Origin of the sequence: Mucilaginibacter sp. KACC 22063 (genome assembly GCF_028736115.1) — a bacterium.
Taxonomy (GTDB): domain Bacteria; phylum Bacteroidota; class Bacteroidia; order Sphingobacteriales; family Sphingobacteriaceae; genus Mucilaginibacter.
Genome location: NZ_CP117877.1, coordinates 2243374 through 2266842, shown reverse-complemented (window position 1 = coordinate 2266842; position 23469 = coordinate 2243374). Strand labels below are relative to the sequence as shown.

The window sequence follows — 23469 nt, the reverse complement described above, 5'->3', positions numbered from 1 at the left end:
ATAGTTTAAATTTGGGGAAAGCCCAGGCAAATTACAGCCAGAAGTGTTCGCAGCACTTTTGGCTTTTTTATTTTATGGGCTTGATGATGTGTAGTTTTACTCCGTAACCAAAACCCTCCTTCCTTCAAGTTTAAGATGAACTTTGCCGGTGGCTTCTATCATATTAAGCACATCTGACAAATTGTTTTTCCGTGAAATCCATCCGCCTAACATCAGGTGTTGGGGAGCACCAGGCAGATAAACTACATCCACATCGTACCAGCGGGCAATCTTTCTTAACGCACTGCTCACGTCTTCATGAAACACAAAGTCACCGTTTTTCCATGCAATGGCCGCTTCAGTATTGGCCTGCACTACATCAAAATTATGCTTTCCGTTTATTAATTGCTGACCCGGATGCAGCAGGGCTTCACGCTTTTGATCAGCATCCGTCACCTTCACACTACCTTCAAGAAGCGTAGTTACCGCATCGGGTTCGTCCTGGTAACAGTTAACATTAAAGTGTGTACCTAATACCTCTATATACTGTACTTTACCATTTGCATTTGGTGTGGTTTTAACAGTAAATCTTATTCTTTTGCCTGTCTTAGAATCAACCAAATGCGCTACCTCAAAATATCCCTCTCCGTTTAGTTCTACCTCCCTGCCATTTTCAGGGAAGGCTTCGGGATACTTCAATGTAGTTTTGGCGTTGAGCCAAACCTTTGTCCCATCCGGTAAAACAACCATGTATTGCCCTTTTGCAGGCGTTTCAATGGTATTAATGCCAACCAGGCCTTTATCGGCCAAATTTGATTTAGGATTTATTTTGTAAACAACCTGTCCATCGGCATTTTTAGAAATACTGATTCCCTTTTCATTTATAAGCAATCCGGCTTTGGCATTGGTCAGGTCTATCTTTTTACCATTAGCCAAAACAAGCAGTGCATTGTTACCACCCGGTGTTACATCATGTTTTTTGTTATAGCTATAATTATTAGCAGTAGTCTTATGTGCAACAATAAAGTATGCACCAATAGCTATCAAAGCCAATACGCATGCAGCTGCGTAATAAAATATGTGATAAGGTTTAAGTTTTTTAACGTTTTGAGAAGACTGTTTTATGCTTTGTTGCAGCAGTGTATATTGCGCTTCTGCCTGCTGTTGTGCAGCAACCATGCCTAAGCCCGTAACAAAATTTTTAAGTTTAGTTATTTCAGCCTGATCTTCCGGATGTTCATTGATCCATTTTTGCCAATAAAGAATATCACTCTCGTTTTTTTCGAGACAGTAATTTATAAACGATTCGTCTTTTAGTAGCTTTTCAGACTGAGTTTGATCCATTTCTATTGTTTTTCACACAATAGAGTAATTAAACTCCCGTTTTCACTATCCTTATTTGAAAAAAATTAAAAAAAATAAAACAAAAATGGAAACCAGGCTATAAAGAAGTAAATCTTCGTCATTAATATTGTCGCGGAGATTAGAAATAGCCTTATATATGGTGTTATAAACTGTATTTATAGAAACATTATTAGTATCAGCTATCTCATTGTACGAAAGGCCAAGATAAAATTTCTGATAGATCATTAAACGCTGCCGCTCGGGCAACTGGTTCACCACTTTAAGTAGTGCTTCGGTATATTTAGTGCTATTATTATTGTAAATATGAATGGTTTCTGCCGAAGGCACCAAAAGAGATTCCGGAAGATCTGTTAAACCGGCAATGTCCTCTGTTTTTATATTATCGTCTTTGTAAAGCTTACGCAAAAAAGAAGTGATCAGATAGTTGTGATGATTTTTAACGTGTAACAGGCGATCTGAATTTTCCCATATATATAGGAATAACTCATTTATAGTATCTTGTACCAATACTGCATTAAATCCTTTTTTGTTGCCAATAAAGGATAAATAATGGTAGTAATGCGTATAGATACGCTTAAAGGCTGGCTCACTTGATTGATGAAGGAAAGTATGCCAGTCAGACGCTAAATCGGATCCTCTTGAAATTTTATCTGCCCAACCGTTCACAACAAACATTTTACATTCACCTAAGATAAACATAATATGGGGATAACATACTATAGCTGGTAAATTGATTAGGCCTTACATGTCAGTTGATTTAAATCGGCATATCTATTTATCAAAATTCACCTAACCACTTTTTCAGTTGTCCTGACTTTTCGCGACTTAGCAGTATGCCTTCATCCGTTGATGGATTAAGTTCAATTTTTATTTGCCCATTGAAGGACTGTGTAATTTTACCGACAGCTTTAACACAAACAATGATCTGCCGGCTTGCCCTGAAAAACTTCGACGGATCAAGCTCTTGTGCTAAACTTTCAAGCGTTTGATCGATAGCATAACGTTGCGCGTTATGCATAATAATGAACGTGGTTTTATGTTCTGAAGAAAAGTAAGCGATATCTTCAATAGGGATAATGATATACCTATCGCGGTAATTAACCAGAAACCTGGAACGGTATATAGGCTGCTGCACCTGCATGCTTTTAATCAATCTCAGCAAGCTATCATCGCTTGTTTTGCCACCCATCAGCTTTGCCTTTTTAAGTGCCTTGTCTAATTTATCAGCGTCCAGTGGTTTTAGCAGATAATCGATACCATTTACTTCAAAAGCTTTCAGCGCATACTCGTCATAAGCGGTGATAAAAATTACAGCTGTTGTTATTTTAACGGCATTAAATATTTCAAAGCTGATACCGTCCGTAAGGCGGATGTCCATAAAAATAACGTCCGGATGTGGATTGGCACTCAACCACTCAATGCTATCCTTTACGGTTTGCAGGCTCGCTAACACCTCAATGCCGGGATCGGCAATACCTAGTAATTTCTTAAGCCTTTGTATATTGGGTAATTCATCCTCAATAATTAACGCAGTTGTCATTTCAGGTATTTTGTAGTTCGTCTATATTAATCAGCTGTACTTCTACCCTGAAAACATTGGGCAGGTCAGAAATTATTGGCGGCGTTTGATTCATCAGCATATAACGTTCACTTATATTTTTAAGTCCCACCTGCGTGCTGCTTTCCTTGTCTGAGACAAGCCTTTTGTTGTTTTCAACAACCAAGCGATTATCATAAGTAAAGGTAATGTTGATCTTTAACGGCGAAGCCATACTAAAGGTGTTATGTTTAATGGCGTTTTCTATCAAAAGTTGCAGCGTAAGGGGTGGCAGTCCCATAGCGGTTTTATTAGCAGTATCATCAATCGTTACAATAATACCTTCACCATAACGCACCTGATATAAATACAGGTACGATTTAATAAAGTCGAGCTCGGCACTAAGTGGTATTACATTTTTTAACCTGGTGGTGAGCATGTACCTGTATATAGAAGATAGATTAGAGATATAAGAAAGTGCCGTCATTGGTTCAGTATCGATAAGTGCAGAAACCGTACTGAGATTATTGAACAGAAAATGAGGATCAAGCTGCAATTTAAGTGCATCGAGTTGTGCCTGTGTGGTTAACTTTTCCATTTCGACACTCATTAAACGGGCGTCGTTCCATTTGTAGAAAAAGTGCTCCGCTGCAAAAACAGCCGTGATCAGCAATGAAAATATGATGCCGATAATAATGGTTTGCCTTTCCATGGTGGTATCATATCCAAAATATGCCGGGAATCTGAATGTGAAAAACAGGCGGATCATTACATAAATTATAATGATATGCAGCACAAATTGTAGTACAAACCGTGTTTTTAAGAAGTTCTCCCATGACCTGAACCGGTTGAGCAATGCGGTAAGTTGTATCCCGGTTTCAAATAACAATATCGTGTAAGCGATATTAAAGCCAAACTCCAGTAAAAAATCAGTCGCCGCATAGTTACGCCAGCTTTTGTAAACATTATCCAGTGGGTTTATTAAGATAAGGATAAGGTATAACAGCAGGGCAAAGCCGGGATAGCCATAGATGCGAAATAATTTATAACTGTGTTTACGCATGCACGAATATAATTAAGATACGATACCCTAAATCATTTTAATCGCTTCCAGGTTTCATTAAAACTTAAAAAGCCCCATTTAACCTTCAGTTGCAACGCCTCACCATTATTGTTTAGAATAAATTTGCCGTTATACTGCTTGTTATCTTTAGGGTCTATAACCGTACCTTCAAAAACAGTGTTTGAAACGGGCTTTAATTCTTTGGCTACTATTTTACCGTTATAAGGTTTGTCCTTATCCGTTTGTGTATTTACCTGCCTGGCAATAATTGCAGAACCATCGTTATAAAACTCGATAACGTCTTTATCAGGCGTTTCCCACTTTCCAATAACGGTGATGGGTAATTTTTGTGCGTAGGTTAATGAGCTAAAGGCTAAGCCCATTATTTTAGCTAAAATTAGTCTCTTTTTCATGATTGATATTTAATTATAGTGGAGCTTTGATACCTATAAGGGCACTTATGCCGCTTAAATGTGTTGAAGAATTTTTAGGCAGATCGGGTATCGTTGATCCTTGCCCTTCCAAGAAAATGGTGAACGAGCGCGAGATTTTGTAGTTAATACCGGTACCTATGTTGAAATATAGGTAGTTGCCCGAATTGGTTGTGTAGCTAACCGTTTGTGTACTGCTGTTAAAGTTTGTTGCTGGTACATCAATAAATGAAACCCCTGCCCCGGCAAGCACAAATGGCTGCCACCTGCCATAAGTACGCTGATAACCTGCTGCAAGGCCTAAATTAGTGCTGTTTGCCTTTGCGTTTACGCTGGAGGTAATGGCGCCAAATTGATTTTGCGATTTAAAATCTACCGTTGTTTGCCCAAATTGTAACCTGAGCAAATAATTCTGGTGATAGTTTAATTGCAATACTGTCATGGCGTTTGAGCCATTTTTTGTAGTGGCATTTTTAGCATTATCAACCGGGATGAACAAGCCAACCGAGCCGCCAAAATCTAAATAAACTTTTCGCAATGCAGGGTCATCATTAGCCTGTGCATGCGCAGCATTTGCAGATAGACAAACAATGGTCACAATGGCTAAATAGCCAAGCAATGTATTCTTCATAGGGTATTATAAAATGTTTCCTGCTGCCTTATAATATCCGGCAACAGCTGTGAGGTAATCAAAAACGCTTTGGGTATAATCATTATCGGCTTGCAGCAATTGCAATTCCGCATCGGCTACATCGGTATATTTTGCAAAGCCCATAGCCCATCTGGCTTTAATAAAATCAAGCGCCTGTTGGCGTGCTGAACGGACATTTTGAAGCCCTTTCATTTTTAGCAAGTTTTCCTTGATCGACAAGCGGTTGTTGCGCATTTGTAAATCTGCGGCGCTCAGCAATTGGCTGCGTTCGGCATAAGCTTCTTCAAGTACAAGCCTGCTTTGTTTCACCCGCGCTTCGGTACGGAAGCCGGTAAAAATTGGTATAGTGAGTTGCAGCCCTACATAAAAGCTGTTTGGATACGCATACCGGCTGAAGTCAAAATTATCTGACTGGGCCTGCATCATGTATTGGCTTACAAATCCTAATGATGGCAGATACTTTGATTTTTCAGTTTTGATCTGCTGTGTGGCACTTGCAGTTTTCCACTCGTTGGCTTTCAGGTCCGGGCGGTTGGTCTTACTCACTAATGAAGTATCGTTTAAATTAGCTATGCTAATAGGAAGCAAGCCTGCACCAATGGTATCTGTAAGGTTTACCGCAGCATTGGCGGGTAGGTTAAGTAAGGATTTCAGGTAATTTTGTGACTGGCTAACAGCGGTAATTGCTTTGTTAACATTGATTTTCATCAATTCAACATTAGCGCTTGCCGTAAGCGTATCACTTTTGTTGGCGTAGCCTTTAGCAAAAAGCTTACGGCTGTCCTGCATGTTACGTAGCGCACGCTTGCGTGCGGCTTCTGTAAACTGCTGATTCTGTCGGGCGATCTGGCAGTTGAAGTAAGCCTTTCTTATTTCGTCGGCCAGTTCCCAGCGACTAACCTCAACGTTAGCTTTATTAAGGTTTTCATTCAGGTGGGCTGTGGCAACATTACCATCAACTTCTTTATTAAAAATAGGCATGTTTAAATTAACACTTCCCGAATACCCATTTTTAGCCGTTGCCGGGATAGCCTGAAATTTGCTGTTATCAAAAACGATTTGCGAAGATTGGTTAATACCGAATACAGGTAAGAAGAATACGGAAGGCTTGATATTTCTGATATAATCGGCAGAGATATTTATCTGAGGATACTCGTATGACTGTGCTTCCTTTAACCCATATTTGGCTTTTTCCGCTTCGAACTGGGCAATCTTTATCTGCTGGTTATTTTGAAGCCCGGTAGCAACTGCCTGTTTTAATGACAGCTGTTGTATTTCCTGCGCCTGGGCATTGTTTATAGTACCTAACATGCTTGCCATTATAATAACAGAAGCAAGCGCTGTCATTTTTACCATTTTTGGCTGGCCCTTATTTGCCTTGAAGCGGTCTTTAATTGCAGCAACAACACCATATACTACAGGCACAACAATAAGCGTAAGGAACATACTGCTGCTTAGCCCGCCGATGAGCACCCAGGCCAGCCCGCTGCTGAATGCCGATGAACCACCAGTAGCCAGCGCTAATGGCAACATACCGATAACCATTGCCAGGGTTGTCATCAGTATAGGCCTTAAACGTGCCTTTCCAGCTTCAATCAGCGCATGATTTACCGATGTGCGGCTGGTATCTTCCCCAACAATTAAATTGGTTTTATCAACCAGCAAAATGCCGTTCTTCACAACCAAGCCCATCATCATAATCAAGCCGAATATGGAAAACACATTCATTGATTTTGCAGTTAGGGCAAGTGCCAGTAAAGCCCCGCAAATAGCCAGCGGTATAGAAAAGAGAATAACCAAAGGATAAATCCAGTCGTTATATAAAACAACCATGATGAGGTAAACAAGGCTGAATGATACCAGTAACGCAATGCCGAGATCGGTAAATGAATCATCCTGAAGCTCAAGATCGCCTTCATACAATACCTTTACTCCTTTATTGATGTGCAGTTTGTCTATGGTATTTTTTATGCTTTCACCAACATCGCCAACCGGCCTGCCTGATACCTGTGCAAGTAAAGTAGCACAAGGCTGACGGTTACGGCGTTCAAGCTCAGAAGGTGATGATTCTTCAACCACATGTGCAAACTGGCTCAGATAAATCAGCTGCCCTTCGGTATTTAAGAAGGTCATGTCCATTAGCTGCGCCGTATTTTCACGGTCTTTAATATCCAGTACAATGCGTGTGTCGGTCTCTGTTCCGTTAATGCGGAACTTTTGCTCATCATCACCAAAAACTGCCATGCGTAATGTTTGCCCTACCAATGCTGTGTTCAGATGCAGTTTGGCCATCTGATCGGGATCGGTCACCAGTTTCATTTCTGGTTTACCTGCATCAGCAGTCATTCTTGGGTTAATTAAACCTTCTACAGGCGTTATGCCTTTAAGAATTGTAGCGGCAGCTTTATTTACACTATCCCTGTCTGTACCGGTAATTACAAGCTTTACAGGCGCCTCATTAGCCCCGAACAGGCCAATAGGCGATACACGTGCGCGTACACCCGTAACCTGCATAGCTATATTTTTAAGTTGCCGCGAAAGCTGCGAAAGCGTTTTTTCCCGTTTATCTATAGGCACCAATGACACATTGATGGTAGCAACGTTGCTGGCGTATTTTTCATTAAAGCCATCGTTTTGATAACCGCTGTTTGAAAATAATTTGGTGATCTCGGGAATCGAATGCAGTTTAGCTTCTATCGTTTTTACAGCGGCTTTTGTCTCTGGCAACTCGATTCCGGGTTGTAGGTCAACGAATAAAGAAAGTTCCCCTTTGTCAGCAGCCGGAAGAAATTCTGTACCAACAATGCCGGTAACCATTAATGATAGTGAACCAACCAATATGGTAAAGGCAGTAATACCAACTATCAGTTTCTGTTGCAGTCCCCATTTTAAAATTCTTCCATAAACCATTGTAAGCTGATGAATCTTTTCTTCAAACCATAGGCCAGCCTTACCCATCAGCGTTGCCGGATTTAAGTGCTCCAGTTTTGCAAAGCGCGAGGCAATCATTGGGGTAAGGGTAAACGATACTACCAGGCTCGATAGCGTTGACACCACAATTACCAATGAAAACTCCTTGATCAAACTGCCAACCAAACCCGGTACTAATGCCATCGGCAGAAATACAACCACGTCCACAAGGGTTATGGCCAGTGCAGAAAAGCCAATCTCGTTACGGCCATCCAACGCAGCATCCCTTGTATTTTTACCTTTTTCAAGATGATGGTAGATATTTTCCAAAACCACGATAGAATCATCCACCAACACACCGATAACCAGGCTTATGGCCAGTAACGTCATCAGGTTAAGCGAATAATCAAGTGCATACATCATGATAAATGCACTGAATAAGGATGCAGGAATAGATACCATGATGATTAAGGAATTGCGCACGCTATGCAGAAAAACCAGCATTACCAGTGCAACAAGCAATACCGCAATGCCAAGGTCATCATATACCTGGTGGGCAGCCGCCAGTGTAAACTCAGAACTGTCTTGTGCTACGTTAAACTTTATGTTTTTCCCTGAATAGTCTTGCTCAATGGATTGCAGTTCTTTACGTACGGTAGCTGCTACTTCAGCAGCATTGGCACCCGATTGTTTATTGATAAAAACCGCGATAGATGATTTACCGTTAAGGCTACTACCTACCGCTTCATCCTTCTGCATTAGTCTCACATTGGCAACATCGCCCAGGTACAGGCTGCTGCCGTCGGGATAGTTTTTGATTACCAGTTTTTTTACCTGGTTAGTATCTGTTAGTTTACCCGCCAGCCTTACACCAAACTGTGCATCCTTGTCTTTAACCGTGCCCACAGGATAGTCGAGATTAGCATTTCTGACGGTTTCATACAGGTCAGTAATGCTGATGTTGCGGGTTTTTAATTCGTCAAGCTTTGCTGAAACGCGCACCTCGTTAGGTGCACCGCCAAGTATCTTGATGTTGCCCACGCCTTTAACCTGGGCCAGCCTGTTTTTAATCTTTTTATTAACCAGATCATAAAGCTCGGCGGGTGGTACATTTGCAGTAACAGCCAGTTTTAAAACTGGAAGATCGTTCACGTTAAATTTTTCAAGCACCGGGGCTTTTACGCCTGTGGGGAAATCAGCCACAACGCTGTTAACCGCTCTTTGTACTTCCTGTAATGCCTGGTCGGGGTCTGCATCGGCTACAAATTCAATAGATACCAGAGAAAGGTTATCTGAAGAAGTGCCATTTACTTTTTTGCTTTTACTTACCCCTGCAACCGCATCTTCTATTTTTTTGGTTACGCTGTTTTCTACATCTACAGGCGATGCGCCTGGGTAAGCAGTGATCACTGTTATGGTTGGTGTAGCCAGGTTAGGCAGTAACTCATATTTAAGCTTTAAATAACTCATTACACTTAGCCCACCCAAAACCAAAAAGAATACGATGAATAAGATCGGCCTTTTAATGGCCAGCCCTGTAATACTCATGACAGATAGATTTAAAAGTGATTAGTTGATGATGTGAACCTGTTGCAGCTTTTTGTCTGCACCTACATTAAGCTGCCCTTTGGTCAGCACAGTATCGCCGGCTTTTAATCCTTTGGATACCGTGAGATAAGTACCAACCGGCTTGCCCGTAATTATCGGCCTAAGTACCGGCGAATTGTTACCACGCACAACATAAACCGCATTATTAGTATCAATTTTGGTGATCGAAGTTCTGGGTACTGCCAGCACTTTAGCAATAGTACCCTGATTGAATTGGACATCAACGCTCATCCCGCCCATAAGAGCGAAGCCTTTTGTATTGGTGCATCTTATCTCAACCGGGTAAGTACTGGCGGCAGATGCAACCGGAATAACGGCGTAAATGCGTCCTTTGATTATAATGTTAGGTGAAGAAACTGATTGAATCGATACTGCATCGCCTCTTTTAAGTTGACCTACCTGTTCTTGTTTTACGAAAACCGTGATGCGTACAGAATCTAAACAGGCAACAGAGCCAATCTGTGTACCTGTGCTTACAAATTCGCCCTGGTTTACTTTACGGTCAACTATGATCCCGTTAACCGGAGACAGCACAGTGGTTTGGCCAACCTGCTTACGGCTGACAGCCAATTGCGAAGCGGCATTCTGCATGGCTAGCTTTGCGTTTTCAACTTCCATACCCGAAGCATTTCCGGATTTGAAAAGTTCACTTAATTTCAGGTAATCGCTTTGTGCTTTTGTGTAAGCATCCTGGCTTAAACGGTAAGATGAAGACCGGATAGTTCGATCTACTTTAAGCAGCGTTGCGCCCTTGTTAACCGATTTTCCGTTCTCTAAACCCGAATACGTGATTTTGCCATCGCTTTCTGCACTTAGAATAACTGTTTTAATAGGCTCTACCGTACCGCGATAGGTAAAAGCTTTAGAAATTGGTATTTCTTTAACCAATATGGCTTCCGCATTGTAACCGACAGGTTTAAGTTCTTCGCGGATCTCCGTTTTAATATCTGCCTGATTTTTTCGTAGTTGAAAAATGACAGCTAAAATTGCTGCGACAAATACGCTTAACAGCAACAGCTTTTTGTAGTGTTTTTTTATCGTCTCCCGGAACATTTTACATTACTTTTAATGCAAATCTGCCCAGACATTGCACGCAGTTTATATAAAATGTGACCGAGTTGCCTTAATCAGCAACTGAAGTGACAGGAAACAAAGCTGAGTATTGATACCTTTAACGAGAAAATTTAATGGTGCGCCTTATAAGGTTTTAGAATAACTTACAACAAAGTCATTAAATGCTTGCTTATAGTTTTTCCCTATTGGAACAGCATAGTTACCTAATAGTATTTCAGCATTGTTGTAACCAGTAACATAAAAAGGATTAAAAATAAAGGAACGGTGAATTCTTACAAAGCCTGATTTAGAAAGCCGTTCTGTAAACTCAGTAATCGTATTTTTAACAAAATAAAAGGCACCGTTAACACAAAGTTTCAGATCGTTGCCCTGGCTTTCTATAAAGATAATATCATCTACTTTTATCTTTCTGTTTACACCCTCAGATTTGATCATGATACTATTTTCGAAGTCATTACCGACCTCTCGTTTCAACTTGTTTATTGCTTTAAAAAAGCGCTCAAAAGTAATCGGTTTTAAAATGTAGTCTACTGCCTCAAGCTCAAATCCTTCCACAGCAAATTCACGGTAGGCCGTTGTAAAAATCACTTTAGGTTTTTTGTCAAGCAACTTCATTAATTCTATGCCACTTAAATCAGGCATCTGAATATCTAAAAACATCAGGTCAACGTGCTGTTGTTGCAAGATCCGGTGGGCATCAATGGCATTTTGGGCAGTACCAACAAGCTGGAAACCATCTACCTTTTTCAAATGGCTCTCCAGTAATTCTATGGCCAGCGGCTCATCATCAACTATGATACACTTAATCATTTTTTGCAGGAGTAACGATCTCTACACTGAACCATTGCTTATCAGATTCAACTTTTAACACGTACTTATTTTTATAATATAACCGCAATTGCTCATCTGTATTATTAAGGCCAATGCCTGTTTTGTTATTTATTGGTTTTAAGGTACTGCTGTTTATTATTTTGAATATTGAGGCGGTAGCGTTCGTCTCAATTTCAATATTTATATCGAATATCCCATCAGCATTATGGCCACCATGTTTAAATGCATTTTCAACCAGTGAAAGATAAAGTAAAGGCGGTATTTGGTTTTGTAAGTTCAACGATATTTTCTTGTTCACATTCAATTTACTACCATATCGAAGTTCTTCCAGTTCAATGAAACGTAGAATTGCAGTAATCTCTTCATCTACCAATATCATTTTTTGAGGCCCTTTGTAAATTACATGATCCATTATCTCGGCAAAGCCGGCAATGTAATTAGGTGTTTTATCAGGATGGTTAACTGATAGCGAGTAAATATTATTAAGTGTATTGAACAAAAAATGCGGATTAAGGCGCGACTTCAACACTTTTAACTCAAGCTCTGCCTTCTCCTTCTGCAACTGTAAATTACTTTGTCGCTCATTTTTGTACCTAAGTACGTGCATAAAGCAAATGAAAATGAACGATGAGGTTACAATAGGAAATAGATAATGAATACTCAGGTAATCCAGATCTGTTAAAATCGAAGTAATACCATCCTGCGATGCATGCACAAAAAAAGGTTCGGCCACATAAACAATAAAAACACGATTGAATACGGCTAACAAATAAAGGGTAATAGCAAGACTGATTAAAAACACTAAATATTGTTTGCGCTCAAAAAAGGATACCACCAAATAATGGTAAATGATATTGGCACTTATAATTTGAAAAAGCAGGTGACAGCCATTATATATGGCTATTTCTTTTAAAGACACGGTATTAGCGTGATCATAAGCTTGCCCAATGCCAAAAAGAAAAAGAGCGAGCCAGAATATAACCTGATAAACAAGTACATTTAATGTATTACCGTCAAGGTTCTTTTTCATAATTGCAAAGCTAATGATAAGCATCTTTTAGTATCGGCAATTAACATATACAACAAGATTTTAGGACAGACAACTTCATTTTAAACATGAATGGCTTAAAGCGACACTCGTCCTCTAAAACATGGCTTACACACTTCTTCACAATTAGTACAAAATATTATAAAAGCTTTGCAGAAACATGAAAGAAAACAGATTACACGGACTGGATCATTTAAGGGCAATAGCAATACTGCTCGTTTGGTTATATCATTACCGTGCTTTCAATCACCCAGGATGGCTTGATATCGTAGGAGTGTATGGCTGGACTGGCGTTGATCTGTTCTTCGTGCTTAGCGGGTTTTTAATTTCCAGCCATTTGTTTAAGGAAATAAAACTGCATGATACAATCAGGCTAAAAAGCTTCTTTATCAAAAGATTTTTCAGAATCATTCCGCCATTTGCTTTTACTGTAGCTATTTATTTCTGCTTTCCATTTTTCAGAGAGAAAGAGGCTTTACCCTCATTATGGAAGTTTATAACGTTTACACAAAATTATAACCTCGATAATTTACACGCGGGTACATTCTCGCATGCATGGTCATTATGTATAGAAGAACAGTTTTACCTGCTGCTTCCATTCACGCTTCTTCTTTTTATGAAAACACGCTTATTACACCAACTTAAATACATTTTATTAGCACTTATTTTAGCTTCCATCCTGTTAAGGTTTCTTTCTTGGAATCATTTTGTAGTACCTGCTCTTCAGTCTGACGATGTGTGGAGAATATGGTACATGCATATTTATTACCCTACTCATACTCGATTAGATGGATTAGCTATAGGTGTTCTCATTGGTTTTCTTCATGAATATTCTGCAACCTTCAAAAAGTTTATGCATGCTAATGGAGTTCTATTTTTTATTACAGGGATAATTATGCTGGCCCTGTCGTTTTGGGTTAGCAGTCCGTTTTCTGGAACATCTTCTGTTTTTGGATTTACATTAGTTGCAGTGGCTTACGGATTACTGGTTATTGCCGCCATTTCTAAATCATTTCTACTTAGCAGGCTATCATTTTCATGGACGCGCCAACTGGCTGATCTATCTTTTGCAGTCTATCTATCTCATAAAGGCATAATTCATATGATACAATCAGCATTAAAACATACAGCCGTTCCTGAAAATTTATTAATGATCGCCTGCTTTATCGGATGCTTAATTGCAGGGCTATTTTATCGCTATGCCATTGAGCACCCGTTCCGTAACATCAAAAACAAATTATTAAAATATCAAAAATCATGAATAGAGTAATTATTGCAATTCTTTTAATGCTTTCAATAACTACAGTAAAGGCGCAAAAATTTAACAAGGAAAAGGCTGAAATCAACACCATTATCGGTCAGTTCAGAGAATGTATTATTAAAAAGGACTCTGCCACATTCATTAACCTTTTTACCCCTGAAGCTTTTGTGTGGGCTGGGGTACTAAAGAATCGAAATGTCAACCTTAAGAACTGCTACTTTAGCAACTATCATAACTTCTATAAGTTTCTGACTGCCAAAGAAAAGCAGGAAGAAGTTTTTAAGAATATCAGGATAACAAATGATGACGTAATTGGTAGTGTTGTTTTTGATTATAGCTATCTCGAAGATGGTAAAATGACTAACCAGGGAAAGGAGTTTTGGCATATAATTAAAATGAACGGCAAATGGAAAATTGTAAGCGTGATCTATTCCATAGGGACAACCGATAGTTAAAACATCAAAAACTTACATCAAATATTCCACCCGCAACAGCGCCTTTACGAGCTACAACTGGAAGGTGTTACGAATTGCATGATTATAAAAGAGAATTAAAAAGATTAAATAACCTCTTTAAGTAGTAGAAAACAGGCTATCGCCTGCTTTCTACGGTATATACAAAGCTATCAGCTTTATAGTACCCTAAATTGTATTCTATTGGCCGCTCTCCCTGGTCAAAAACAAATCGTTTTCTGAACAATACCGGGTCGCCTACTTTAATCTGTAGTTTTTCTGCAATTACCTCATCTGCAGCATGGGCGCTGATCTCTTCTTTAGATAATGAAGCTACGGTTGCATGCTCGTTCTCCAGCATTTCGTAAAGCGGTTTTTTAAAATCCTCGTCTCCAGTAAGTCCAACCCTCGGATGAAAGTAAGATATAAAATAAACAAATGGCCCGTCCGGCTTGCCCCGCACACGTTCCATTTTCAGGATTTTTTTATCTGATTTAATCTCAAAAAAACTGATCAGCTGCTCATCAGGCTGTTCCCAGGTTACATGAAGTTCAAAATTCTTGATGGTGATGCCACGCAGTTTCATTTCCTGCGAAAAGCTTAACCAATTATTTGATTTTGAGCTTACTACAGACTGGTTAACCTTAGTTCCCATTCGTTTTTTACGAATAAGCAGGCCTTCATAAACCAGCTTATTAATGGCCTGCCGAAGTGTGCTTCTGGAAATGGCCAGCAGTTTGGCAAGTTCAATTTCGTTTGGTAACAACTTGCCATTCTGGTAAGCTTCTTCTGCAATAAGTTTCCTTAACAGTTCTTCTGCCTGTGCATGTAGGGGGACCGGGCTCTTATGATCAATAGCGTATTTCATCAATTATCTTCTATGCAATGATAGTTAACTTACACGTTACCTACAAATGTACATACATATTAAAGTGCCTAATCTGTAACTTCAGAAAAATATTTGTGGTTAGTATTTGCATGTATCTATTTTGTTTATATGTTTGTACATAATTATAAACCATTTTTTTCAAGCGATAACTATTTAATACAATTTTGTAACAGACGCTATGCTGTAACAAATTAAATGTATGAACATATAAACATATGAGTGATAAATACAATCTTGATCCGACCATACATGCTGAGCAACAATTGCAACTGAGAAAAACAGAGCAATTTCTGATGCCTGCACAGCTACCGTCTTCCCTTGCTAATGCGGGCACCTACAATATTTACCCTACGGCTAAAATCGGTTCTGGTAAAATATTCAGCGGATTTGAATCATTAGCAGATTACATTTCTCAGAGCAATGCTGTTATTATCGACGGTTATGTTGGGGTGTTTTGGGATCGTATAAAAGATAGCCTTCAAAGTTATTTTCAAGAGAAAGGGTTAAATGTCAATTGGATTCACACTTCTGATTATTTTAAACATGAGCACGAAATTGATCAGCTGATTAGCCCCTTCCTTGGTGAGCATCGTTCGGTTTGGGGAACAAAGACAAACTTAGCATTAGCCGACATTTTCACAGAGAATCTTTTCTCGCAAAGCGTTGATAAATCGTTTGATCTAAATATCATCATCGGTTCGGGGGCAGCATTATCAAATTGGGATGCCCCTATAATTTATATAGACCTGCCCAAAAATGAGTTGCAGTTCAGAATGCGGGCAGGCAGTATCCATAATCTTGGTGCTACAGCGCCAGACGAACCTTTTCAGATGTATAAGCGCTTTTATTTTGTTGATTGGGTAATACTCAACAACCATAAAAAAGATATACTTCATAAAATTTCTGTATTTGCGGACGCCCAGTGGCTTGATACCATAAATTGGATGCATCAGGCTGATTTGCTTGCCGGCCTTAAACACGTTAGTACTTCTGTATTCCGAGTAAGGCCGTGGTTTGAGCCGGGTGCATGGGGAGGACAATGGATGAAGGAACATATCAGCAACCTGAATACTGATGTAGTGAATTTAGCATGGTCTTTTGAATTAATTGTGCCCGAAAACGGGATTGTATTCCAAAGCGACGATAACCTTTTAGAGGTTTCATTTGATATGCTGATGTTCAGCAATCATGAAAATGTATTGGGTCGCCACGCGGAAACATTTGGTTTTGAATTCCCGATCAGGTTCGATTTTCTGGACACATTTAAAGGCGGCAACCTGTCTATACAATGCCATCCAAGGCTTAAATATATACAGGAAAACTTTGGCGAAACCATTACCCAGGATGAAACCTATTATATTTTAGATTGCGATGAAAAAGCTTCAGTATATCTCGGCTTTCAGGAAAATATTGAGCCTGATACTTATCGTACCGCATTAGAAAAAAGCCAGAATACGGGGCAAGTATTAGAAATTGAAGACTTTGTGCAGGTACATTCTGCCAAAAAACACGACTTATTCTTAATACCAAACGGCACTGTTCATAGCGCAGGTGCAGGTAATCTGGTGTTAGAGATCAGTGCCACCCCTTACATTTTTACTTTTAAAATGTATGATTGGGTGCGCCTTGATCTGGATGGTAAACCCCGACCGATCAATATCGAACATGCCTTTAACAATCTTGACTTCAATCGTAAAGGCGAACTTGTAAAAGATGAACTGATCTCGAAGCCGGTAGTTATAGAAGAAACTTCTGAGTATTCCCTCATCCATCTGCCTACGCATAAAGAACATTTCTATGATGTTCACCGGCTGGAATTTGATGATACCATACAGATAAACCAGGACAATACCTACCATGTATTGATGCTGGTAGAAGGCACCAATGTAACAGTTGTAACCGATGATGGAACCGAACAATCATTTGCCTATGCAGAAACATTTGTGATCCCTGCGGCTACGGGCGGTTACCGCCTTATCAACCATGGAACACAACGGGCTAAAGTGATTAAAGCATTTTTAAAATGATGGGAATGACAAACACAGCACAGCCTATAGTAACTAAGAAAAGCAGCTTTTATCTTTATTTGGTATGCGTTATTGCTGCACTTGGCGGTTTCCTTTTTGGCTTTGATACAGCGGTTATATCTGGCACAGTAAGCTTAGTTAAGACGGATTTCCACCTCAATGCCGTAAGCGAGGGATGGTTTGTAAGTTGTGCCTTATTGGGCTGCATTATAGGCGTCGCATTTTCAGGTATACTAAGCGATAAATACGGCCGAAAAATAGTACTCATTATTTCTGCAGTCCTGTTCCTTTTGTCGGCAGCCGGTTGTACATGGTCGCAATCGTTTTCACAGTTAATTGCCTTCCGGTTAATTGGCGGATTAGGTATCGGTGTGGCATCAATGGTTTCGCCGCTTTACATATCTGAATTCTCGCCGGCCAGGTTACGCGGCATGATGGTATCCCTTTACCAGCTTGCGCTTACCATTGGGATTGTTATTGCTTACTTTTCTAATGCCTACCTGCTCAATCATGCTACAAATCAATTCTTTGGGGCGGGTTTTAAACAAATATTTTCTGATCAGTCTTGGCGTGCTATGCTTGGCCTGGGCAGTGTCCCTGCTGCTATATTCCTGTTTTCATTATTCGCGGTACCGGAATCACCCAGATGGCTGCTATTGAAAAACCGGGTATCAAAAGCCAGAAATATCCTGATTAAAATTGACGGGGAACAGTCGGCAGAACAGGAGATCAATGATTTTCATACAAGTGAAAAAACAGATGACCAGCAAAGCATCAAAGAGTTATTAAAACCAGTATACCGTAAGCCTTTACTAATCGGCTTGTTACTACCTCTATTTTCTCAGCTATGCGGCATTAACGCAGTAATATATTATGGCCCTAAAATATTGGAACAGGCCGGGTTTGCATTAAATAATGCACTCGGCGGGCAGGTAACCATTGGCCTTGTAAATGTTATTTTCACCTTCGTAGCTATTTTCACAGTTGATCGCTGGGGAAGAAAACCTTTATTATTTGCCGGTATCGGCGGCGCCGTTGTTGCGCTTGTTCTTATAGGCATACTTTTCTTCGCAGGCATAGTCTCGGGCTACTGGATACTCAGCGGCATCCTACTGTTTATTGCCTGCTTTGCATTCTCCTTTGGCCCGGTTTGCTGGGTAGTAGTTGGCGAGATCTTTCCGCGCGCCATACGCGGCAAAGCCATGTCACTGGCAACACTTTCGCTTTGGGTCGGCAACTTTTTCGTTGGGCAGTTAACCCCGGCATTTTTAGAGGATTTGGGCCCGGCATTTACCTTCTGGATTTTTGCAGCCTGCTGCGCTCCCGCCCTTTGGCTTACCTATAAACTGATACCCGAAACCAAAGGCAAATCATTAGAAACCATAGAGAAAACGTGGGAAGATAATTACCTGCAAAGTAAAAAACAAGCATAACCCATGCCGCTAATATGTAAACCCCATTAATAACCGATTTACCAATTAAAACCAACAAAATGAGATCTGAATTTTTACTTAAAACAAAAGAAATGCGAAGGCATGTATATCGGGCGGCCATTCCGGTGCTACTGCCCGCTGCATTTCTGTGCCTGAACCCGCCGGGTGCTTACGCCAAAATCAATAAAGATGGCAGCACCAAATTGAGCAATGTCGCAAGCATTGTGGTAACCGGTTTGGTTACCGACGAACAGGGCCGGCCGCTGCCTGGTGTAACAGTAAGATTAGTGAATACCACGCTGGGTACCATAAGTGATGTAAACGGTAATTATAAATTAACCGTTCCGGATGCAAACGCGAATGGTTCATTATCATTTTCGTTCATCGGGTACCTTACACAGACGGTAGCTATCGGTAACAAGACCCAGTTAAACATTAATTTAAAGCCAGACAATACCAAGGCATTGAATGAAGTTGTGGTGGTGGGTTATGGTACACAACGCCGCGCTACCATCAACAGTGCCATTGGTACGGTAGGTGCTAAAGACATCAATGATAAGCCGGTATTAAACCCGGCGCAGGCTTTGCAGGGGCAATCACCCAACCTGATCATTCAGCAAAGCTCGCTTGACCCGGGAAGCAGCCCGAGCATTAACATTCGTGGCGTTGCAACAACTGGCAACAATGATCCGCTTTTGGTTATCGATGGTATTGTTTCTCAATCTATTAATGATCTTAACCTTTTAAACCCAAATGACATTGCCAGTGTAACTGTACTTAAAGATGCAGGTTCAGCAGCTATATATGGTTCACGTGGCGCTAACGGCGTGCTTTTGGTAACCACTAAAACCGGCAAACTGAACCAGAAACCAACCGTAACTTATAATGGTAATTTCGGTTTGCAACAGCCTAATGTTTTAGTAAAAAAGGTAAGCGGTGCAGATAATGCTTATTACAAAAACGAGGCATTGGCAAACTCGGGCCTCCCTCCTGCTTACACACCAGAGCAAATACAGCAACTGGCTGCACAGGGAGATGGTAACTGGGATATTAACCACCTGCTTTACAACGCACCACAAACCTCACAAAACGTAAGTGTAAGTGGTGGCGGCCCAACAAATACATTTTATATTTCAGCAGGTTACCTTAACCAACTGAGTAACTTTATTGGCAATGGCGGCTCTGGTAACAAGTTCGGTTATCAAAAATATAACATCAGGTTAAACGAATCGGCTACCATTGGCCGGTTTAAGCTGTCAGGCATTTTAGATTATACCAAATCCAGGAACAAAACCAACAGCGTTGGCGACAATAACATTTTTGCCGACGCAAACCGGGTTCCGCATAATTACAGCTGGACAGATGCCGATGGCAACTATCTGACTAACCCCGTAGCTTCACAATACAATGAATACGGCATACTTGAAAAAGGTGGTTTTAACCAGGCTGACAACGACCGCATATTCGGTAACCTGACCGGTGTTTTAAGTATTACCAATGAACTAAGCCTGACCGGCGTTTTCGGCGGTACGCTTCAAAACAACGGCAACTTTTTCAGAAGAACACAAGTAAACTATCTGCCTGCAGGAGTTTATGGAAATGACCTGACTACCTACGACAATAACTCAAAAGATAACTCATTCAATACCCAGGTTTTTCTGGGCTATAACAAGTCCATTGGTGCGCATAACATCAGCGCCACATTAGGTGTTTCGAGCGAAATGTACAGCCAGCGCGGGTTTCAGTTGCAAAAAACGTTGACCGACCCGGTCTTTGGTAACGCGACCACTGGTACATTGATCGATGCAACTAACTCATACAATAGTATCACGGTTCAGGCCAACAGCTTACAGTCTGCTTTCGGAAGGATCAGCTATGATTACAGCAACCGTTACTTCTTGGACTTTGTCTTCCGCGATGATGCTTCGTCAAAGTTTGCAAAAGGTCACCGCAATGGCTTTTTCCCTTCTGTAAACGCAGGTTATGTGATCACAGAAGAAAACTTTATGGAAGGTATCAGAAACACGCTGAACAACCTGAAATTAAGGGCAAGCTATGGTGTAGTGGGTAACAATCAGTCGGCCGGTAATTATACTTACCTGACTACTTACTTCAACTATCCTGGTGCTTATGGTTTCAACAACGTGATACAGGGTGGCGCAGGTACTAATTTATCTAATCCCCTGCTTACCTGGGAGCGTGCGCATACCTTTAACATCGGTTTTGATTTTGGGCTGTTTAAAAATAAGCTGACAGGATCATTCGATTATTTTAACAAGGTAACCAGTAATATCCAGCAAACCCCGCTGGATGTCCCATCCATCTTTGGAGCTGCTCCACCGGTAGCCAACGTTGCTAAAGTAGGCAATCATGGCTGGGAGTTAGAACTTACCTACAACTGGAAAACACCTAAGGTGAGCCAAAGCTTTAGCGTAAACGTAGGCAACACACAAAACAAGTTGCTGCAATTAACCGGCAACACCCAACAGATTATTTATAACCAGGATGTTTACCAGTTAATCAGGCGTGTAGGCGAGCCTATCACACAGTATTATGGTTATGAAACCAATGGTTATTTTCAGACTGCTGCCGAAGTTAACAGCTATCCTAAACCGGCAGGTGCCATTGTAGGTGTTGGCGATGTTAAATTCAAAGACCTGAACGGCGATGGAAAAATTGACGATAAGGATAAAACCGTGATCGGCAATCCCTTTCCGCACTATACTTTCGGCTTTAACTATCGCGTAGCTGTTGCAGGTTTTGATTTGTCGCTGTTTGTTCAGGGAGTTGGCCAACGTGACGAGTTTCTACGTGGCGAACTTGTAGAACCTTTCCATTACAATTATGGTGCTACCTTATATGAGCACATGACTGATTATTGGACACCTAACAACCCGGATGCCCGTTATCCAAGACTGGCTACCATCGGGTCTCCGTCAAATACCAACAACTGGCGTACAGGTTCAGATCTGTATCGTTACAATGCCGCCTATGTAAGGTTGAAGAACGTTAACATTGGTTACACCTTACCAACGCAGCTTACCCGCAAAGCAGGTATGCAGCGTGTGCGTGTTTCTTTGATCGGACAGAACCTGCTGACGCTTTCAAAACTAAAATTCATAGATCCTGAAACAACTGAATTTGGGAATAATGTAAGCCCTAATTCATCATCAAACAGTGCGAGAAACTACCTGCTGCCTATCTTCTATGGTGCCGGACTCGACATCACTTTTTAACCTATTATTTAGAAGGACATGAAAACATTATATAAATCATTCTCCATTGCTGCGCTGGTATTAATTGCCGGATGCCGCAAATTAGATATTGCGCCTACGGATGCTTATTCAGAGCTTAACTTCTGGAACACCGATGCCAACGTTTATAATGCATTAAATAACAACTACAGCCTGATGTATAACAGTGGATTATACTTTAATGCTGAGGCTTTGTCTGATAATGCTTATTCGCAAACCAATGCCGATGCGATACAAATTGCCAGCGGTACCGCAAACGCACAAACACCTAAGTTTGCAGGCGACTGGGCTTACTACTATTCTACTATAAAATCCTGTAACCAGTTTTTAGCCAATGTAGATAAAAACACAACGCTTGGTGCAACTAACCTTGCACGTTTAAAGGCAGAAGTTCGTTTTATCAGGGCTTTTGAAGACTTTAACCTTACCAAATGGTATGGCGATGTCCCTCTGGTAAATAATGACATTTCACAAGAAGAAGCAAAAAACATTGCCCGCACACCTAAGGCAGATGTCGTTAATTTTATTTTGGGCGAGCTTGATGCAATTCTTCCTCCATTACCATCAAAAGACCAATTGCCTGCCGCTGAAAACGGCAGGATAACCAAAGGTGCAGTACTGGCCTTAAAAGCCCGGGTACTACTTTACCAAGGCAATAGAATGGCTGATGTAGTTACCGTGTGCGAAAGTTTGATGAGCGGCGCAAACGGCACTTATTCATTAAACCCGAATTACAGTAACTTGTTTAGCGATCCGGCTACTAATAAGAATAACCCGGAAACGATTTTATCACTGCAATATGTCCCGGCAACGACCCGTACCTGGAGCGACTATTGGGATTTTGCACCTAACAGTGTTGGCGGAAGGGTGAATGCACAGGCTCCAACCCAGGAACTGGTAAATGATTATGTTATGCTGAATGGCAAGACCATTACAGACCCTGCTTCCGGCTATGATGAAACCAACCCTTATGTTAACCGCGATCCAAGATTAACAGCAACTATCGTTTATGACCGTTATAACTGGAATAATGGCGGCGGTGTTAATGGTACCAGCAAAATAATTTATATCAAACCAGGCAGCGACCCAACCCGCCCGGGACCTGATGAATACTCATCCGGACGTCAAAGCTCATCTCCTACCGGTTATTATTGGAGAAAATATTTTGACCCATCAGCGTTAGCAAACTTTGTGTCAGGCAATAACCTTCATTTGTTCCGCTATGCTGAAATCTTATTAGATTATGCCGAAGCTAAAAACAGCTTGGGCCAAATGGATGCAACAGTTTGGAATAAGACCATCGGAGCGCTTCGTGCACGTGCAGGCTTCAGCGATCAGGCTGCTTTAAATTTCCCAGGTGGGGATTTAACGAATGTTATCCGTCGCGAACGCCGCGTGGAATTAGCTTTAGAGGGATTAAGGATAGATGACATCCGCAGGTGGAAAATTGCCGAAAATGTGTTAAATGGTTATGTACATGGTGCCAAATTCTCTTCGGACCCCGCTACAGACAATGGCTATATCCGTGTGCAGCAGCGCAGGTTTGATCCAAACCGCGACTACTTGTGGGCAATACCATCCGGTGATCTCAGCTTAGACCCAAAACTAACTCAAAATCCCGGCTATTAATAAATCACCAATTATTACCTGATTGA

General features: G+C 40.9%; 17 protein-coding genes. 6 read left to right on the top strand and 11 right to left on the bottom strand.

All coding sequences use genetic code 11. The features are described from left to right. Positions 1-96 precede the first annotated feature (96 nt). The 10 genes from PQ461_RS09760 to PQ461_RS09715 form a co-directional block, all read right to left on the bottom strand. Positions 97-1323: a FecR family protein gene (locus tag PQ461_RS09760; RefSeq protein WP_274303766.1), complete on the bottom strand. Its 1227-nt coding sequence runs from the start codon at positions 1321-1323 to the stop codon at positions 97-99. A gap of 51 nt (positions 1324-1374) precedes the next feature. Beyond that, complete coding sequence (locus PQ461_RS09755; RefSeq protein WP_274303763.1) at positions 1375-2043, bottom strand: RNA polymerase sigma factor; 669 nt, start codon at positions 2041-2043, stop codon at positions 1375-1377. A gap of 79 nt (positions 2044-2122) precedes the next feature. Then, positions 2123-2884 (bottom strand): LytR/AlgR family response regulator transcription factor, encoded by a 762-nt coding sequence (locus tag PQ461_RS09750; RefSeq protein ID WP_274303761.1) that lies wholly within the window; start codon positions 2882-2884, stop codon positions 2123-2125. Between the two features lies 1 nt (position 2885). After that, positions 2886-3944, bottom strand: coding sequence for a sensor histidine kinase (locus PQ461_RS09745; RefSeq protein ID WP_274303759.1), 1059 nt, complete (start codon positions 3942-3944; stop codon positions 2886-2888). A 32-nt stretch (positions 3945-3976) separates the two neighbouring features. Further along, positions 3977-4357: a DUF2147 domain-containing protein gene (locus PQ461_RS09740; protein ID WP_274303758.1), complete on the bottom strand. Its 381-nt coding sequence runs from the start codon at positions 4355-4357 to the stop codon at positions 3977-3979. Positions 4358-4370: 13 nt separating this feature from the next. Next, positions 4371-5006, bottom strand: a complete 636-nt coding sequence (locus PQ461_RS09735) for a porin family protein (protein WP_274303757.1) — start codon at positions 5004-5006, stop codon at positions 4371-4373. Positions 5007-5012: 6 nt separating this feature from the next. Then, positions 5013-9485 (bottom strand): efflux RND transporter permease subunit, encoded by a 4473-nt coding sequence (locus tag PQ461_RS09730; RefSeq protein WP_274303756.1) that lies wholly within the window; start codon positions 9483-9485, stop codon positions 5013-5015. 21 nt (positions 9486-9506) lie between these two features. Further along, positions 9507-10598: an efflux RND transporter periplasmic adaptor subunit gene (locus tag PQ461_RS09725; RefSeq protein WP_274303754.1), complete on the bottom strand. Its 1092-nt coding sequence runs from the start codon at positions 10596-10598 to the stop codon at positions 9507-9509. Between the two features lie 144 nt (positions 10599-10742). After that, entirely contained in the window at positions 10743-11429 is a 687-nt protein-coding gene (locus tag PQ461_RS09720; protein WP_274303752.1) for a LytR/AlgR family response regulator transcription factor, read from the bottom strand. Further along, complete coding sequence (locus PQ461_RS09715) at positions 11422-12480, bottom strand: sensor histidine kinase (protein ID WP_274303750.1); 1059 nt, start codon at positions 12478-12480, stop codon at positions 11422-11424. Before PQ461_RS09715 ends, PQ461_RS09720 begins: the two co-directional genes overlap by 8 nt. A gap of 178 nt (positions 12481-12658) precedes the next feature. On the opposite strand from PQ461_RS09715, the gene PQ461_RS09710 reads away from it, so the two are divergent. Together PQ461_RS09710 and PQ461_RS09705 are read left to right on the top strand one after the other, a co-directional pair. Continuing rightward, on the top strand, positions 12659-13759 hold the full coding sequence (locus PQ461_RS09710) for an acyltransferase family protein (protein WP_274303748.1): 1101 nt from the start codon (positions 12659-12661) through the stop codon (positions 13757-13759). Further along, positions 13756-14214, top strand: a complete 459-nt coding sequence (locus tag PQ461_RS09705) for a nuclear transport factor 2 family protein (protein ID WP_274303745.1) — start codon at positions 13756-13758, stop codon at positions 14212-14214. The genes PQ461_RS09710 and PQ461_RS09705 overlap by 4 nt, the downstream gene beginning before the upstream one ends. Before the next feature lie 136 nt (positions 14215-14350). On the opposite strand, the gene PQ461_RS09700 is transcribed toward PQ461_RS09705, so the two are convergent. Beyond that, positions 14351-15079: a GntR family transcriptional regulator gene (locus PQ461_RS09700; protein WP_274303743.1), complete on the bottom strand. Its 729-nt coding sequence runs from the start codon at positions 15077-15079 to the stop codon at positions 14351-14353. 236 nt (positions 15080-15315) lie between these two features. Between PQ461_RS09700 and PQ461_RS09695 the strand changes: the two genes are divergently transcribed. Genes PQ461_RS09695 through PQ461_RS09680 form a run of 4 tightly spaced genes read left to right on the top strand, consistent with a single transcriptional unit; the run spans position 15316 to position 23443 of the window. Next, positions 15316-17127: a class I mannose-6-phosphate isomerase gene (locus PQ461_RS09695; protein ID WP_274303741.1), complete on the top strand. Its 1812-nt coding sequence runs from the start codon at positions 15316-15318 to the stop codon at positions 17125-17127. Positions 17128-17132: 5 nt separating this feature from the next. After that, on the top strand, positions 17133-18560 hold the full coding sequence (locus PQ461_RS09690; RefSeq protein ID WP_274303740.1) for a sugar porter family MFS transporter: 1428 nt from the start codon (positions 17133-17135) through the stop codon (positions 18558-18560). Between the two features lie 59 nt (positions 18561-18619). Beyond that, on the top strand, positions 18620-21796 hold the full coding sequence (locus tag PQ461_RS09685; protein WP_274303738.1) for a SusC/RagA family TonB-linked outer membrane protein: 3177 nt from the start codon (positions 18620-18622) through the stop codon (positions 21794-21796). 18 nt (positions 21797-21814) lie between these two features. After that, positions 21815-23443 carry a RagB/SusD family nutrient uptake outer membrane protein gene (locus PQ461_RS09680; protein WP_274303736.1) on the top strand — a complete coding sequence of 543 codons (1629 nt, stop codon included), beginning with the start codon at positions 21815-21817 and terminating at the stop codon, positions 23441-23443. The last annotated feature ends 26 nt before the right edge of the window (positions 23444-23469 follow it).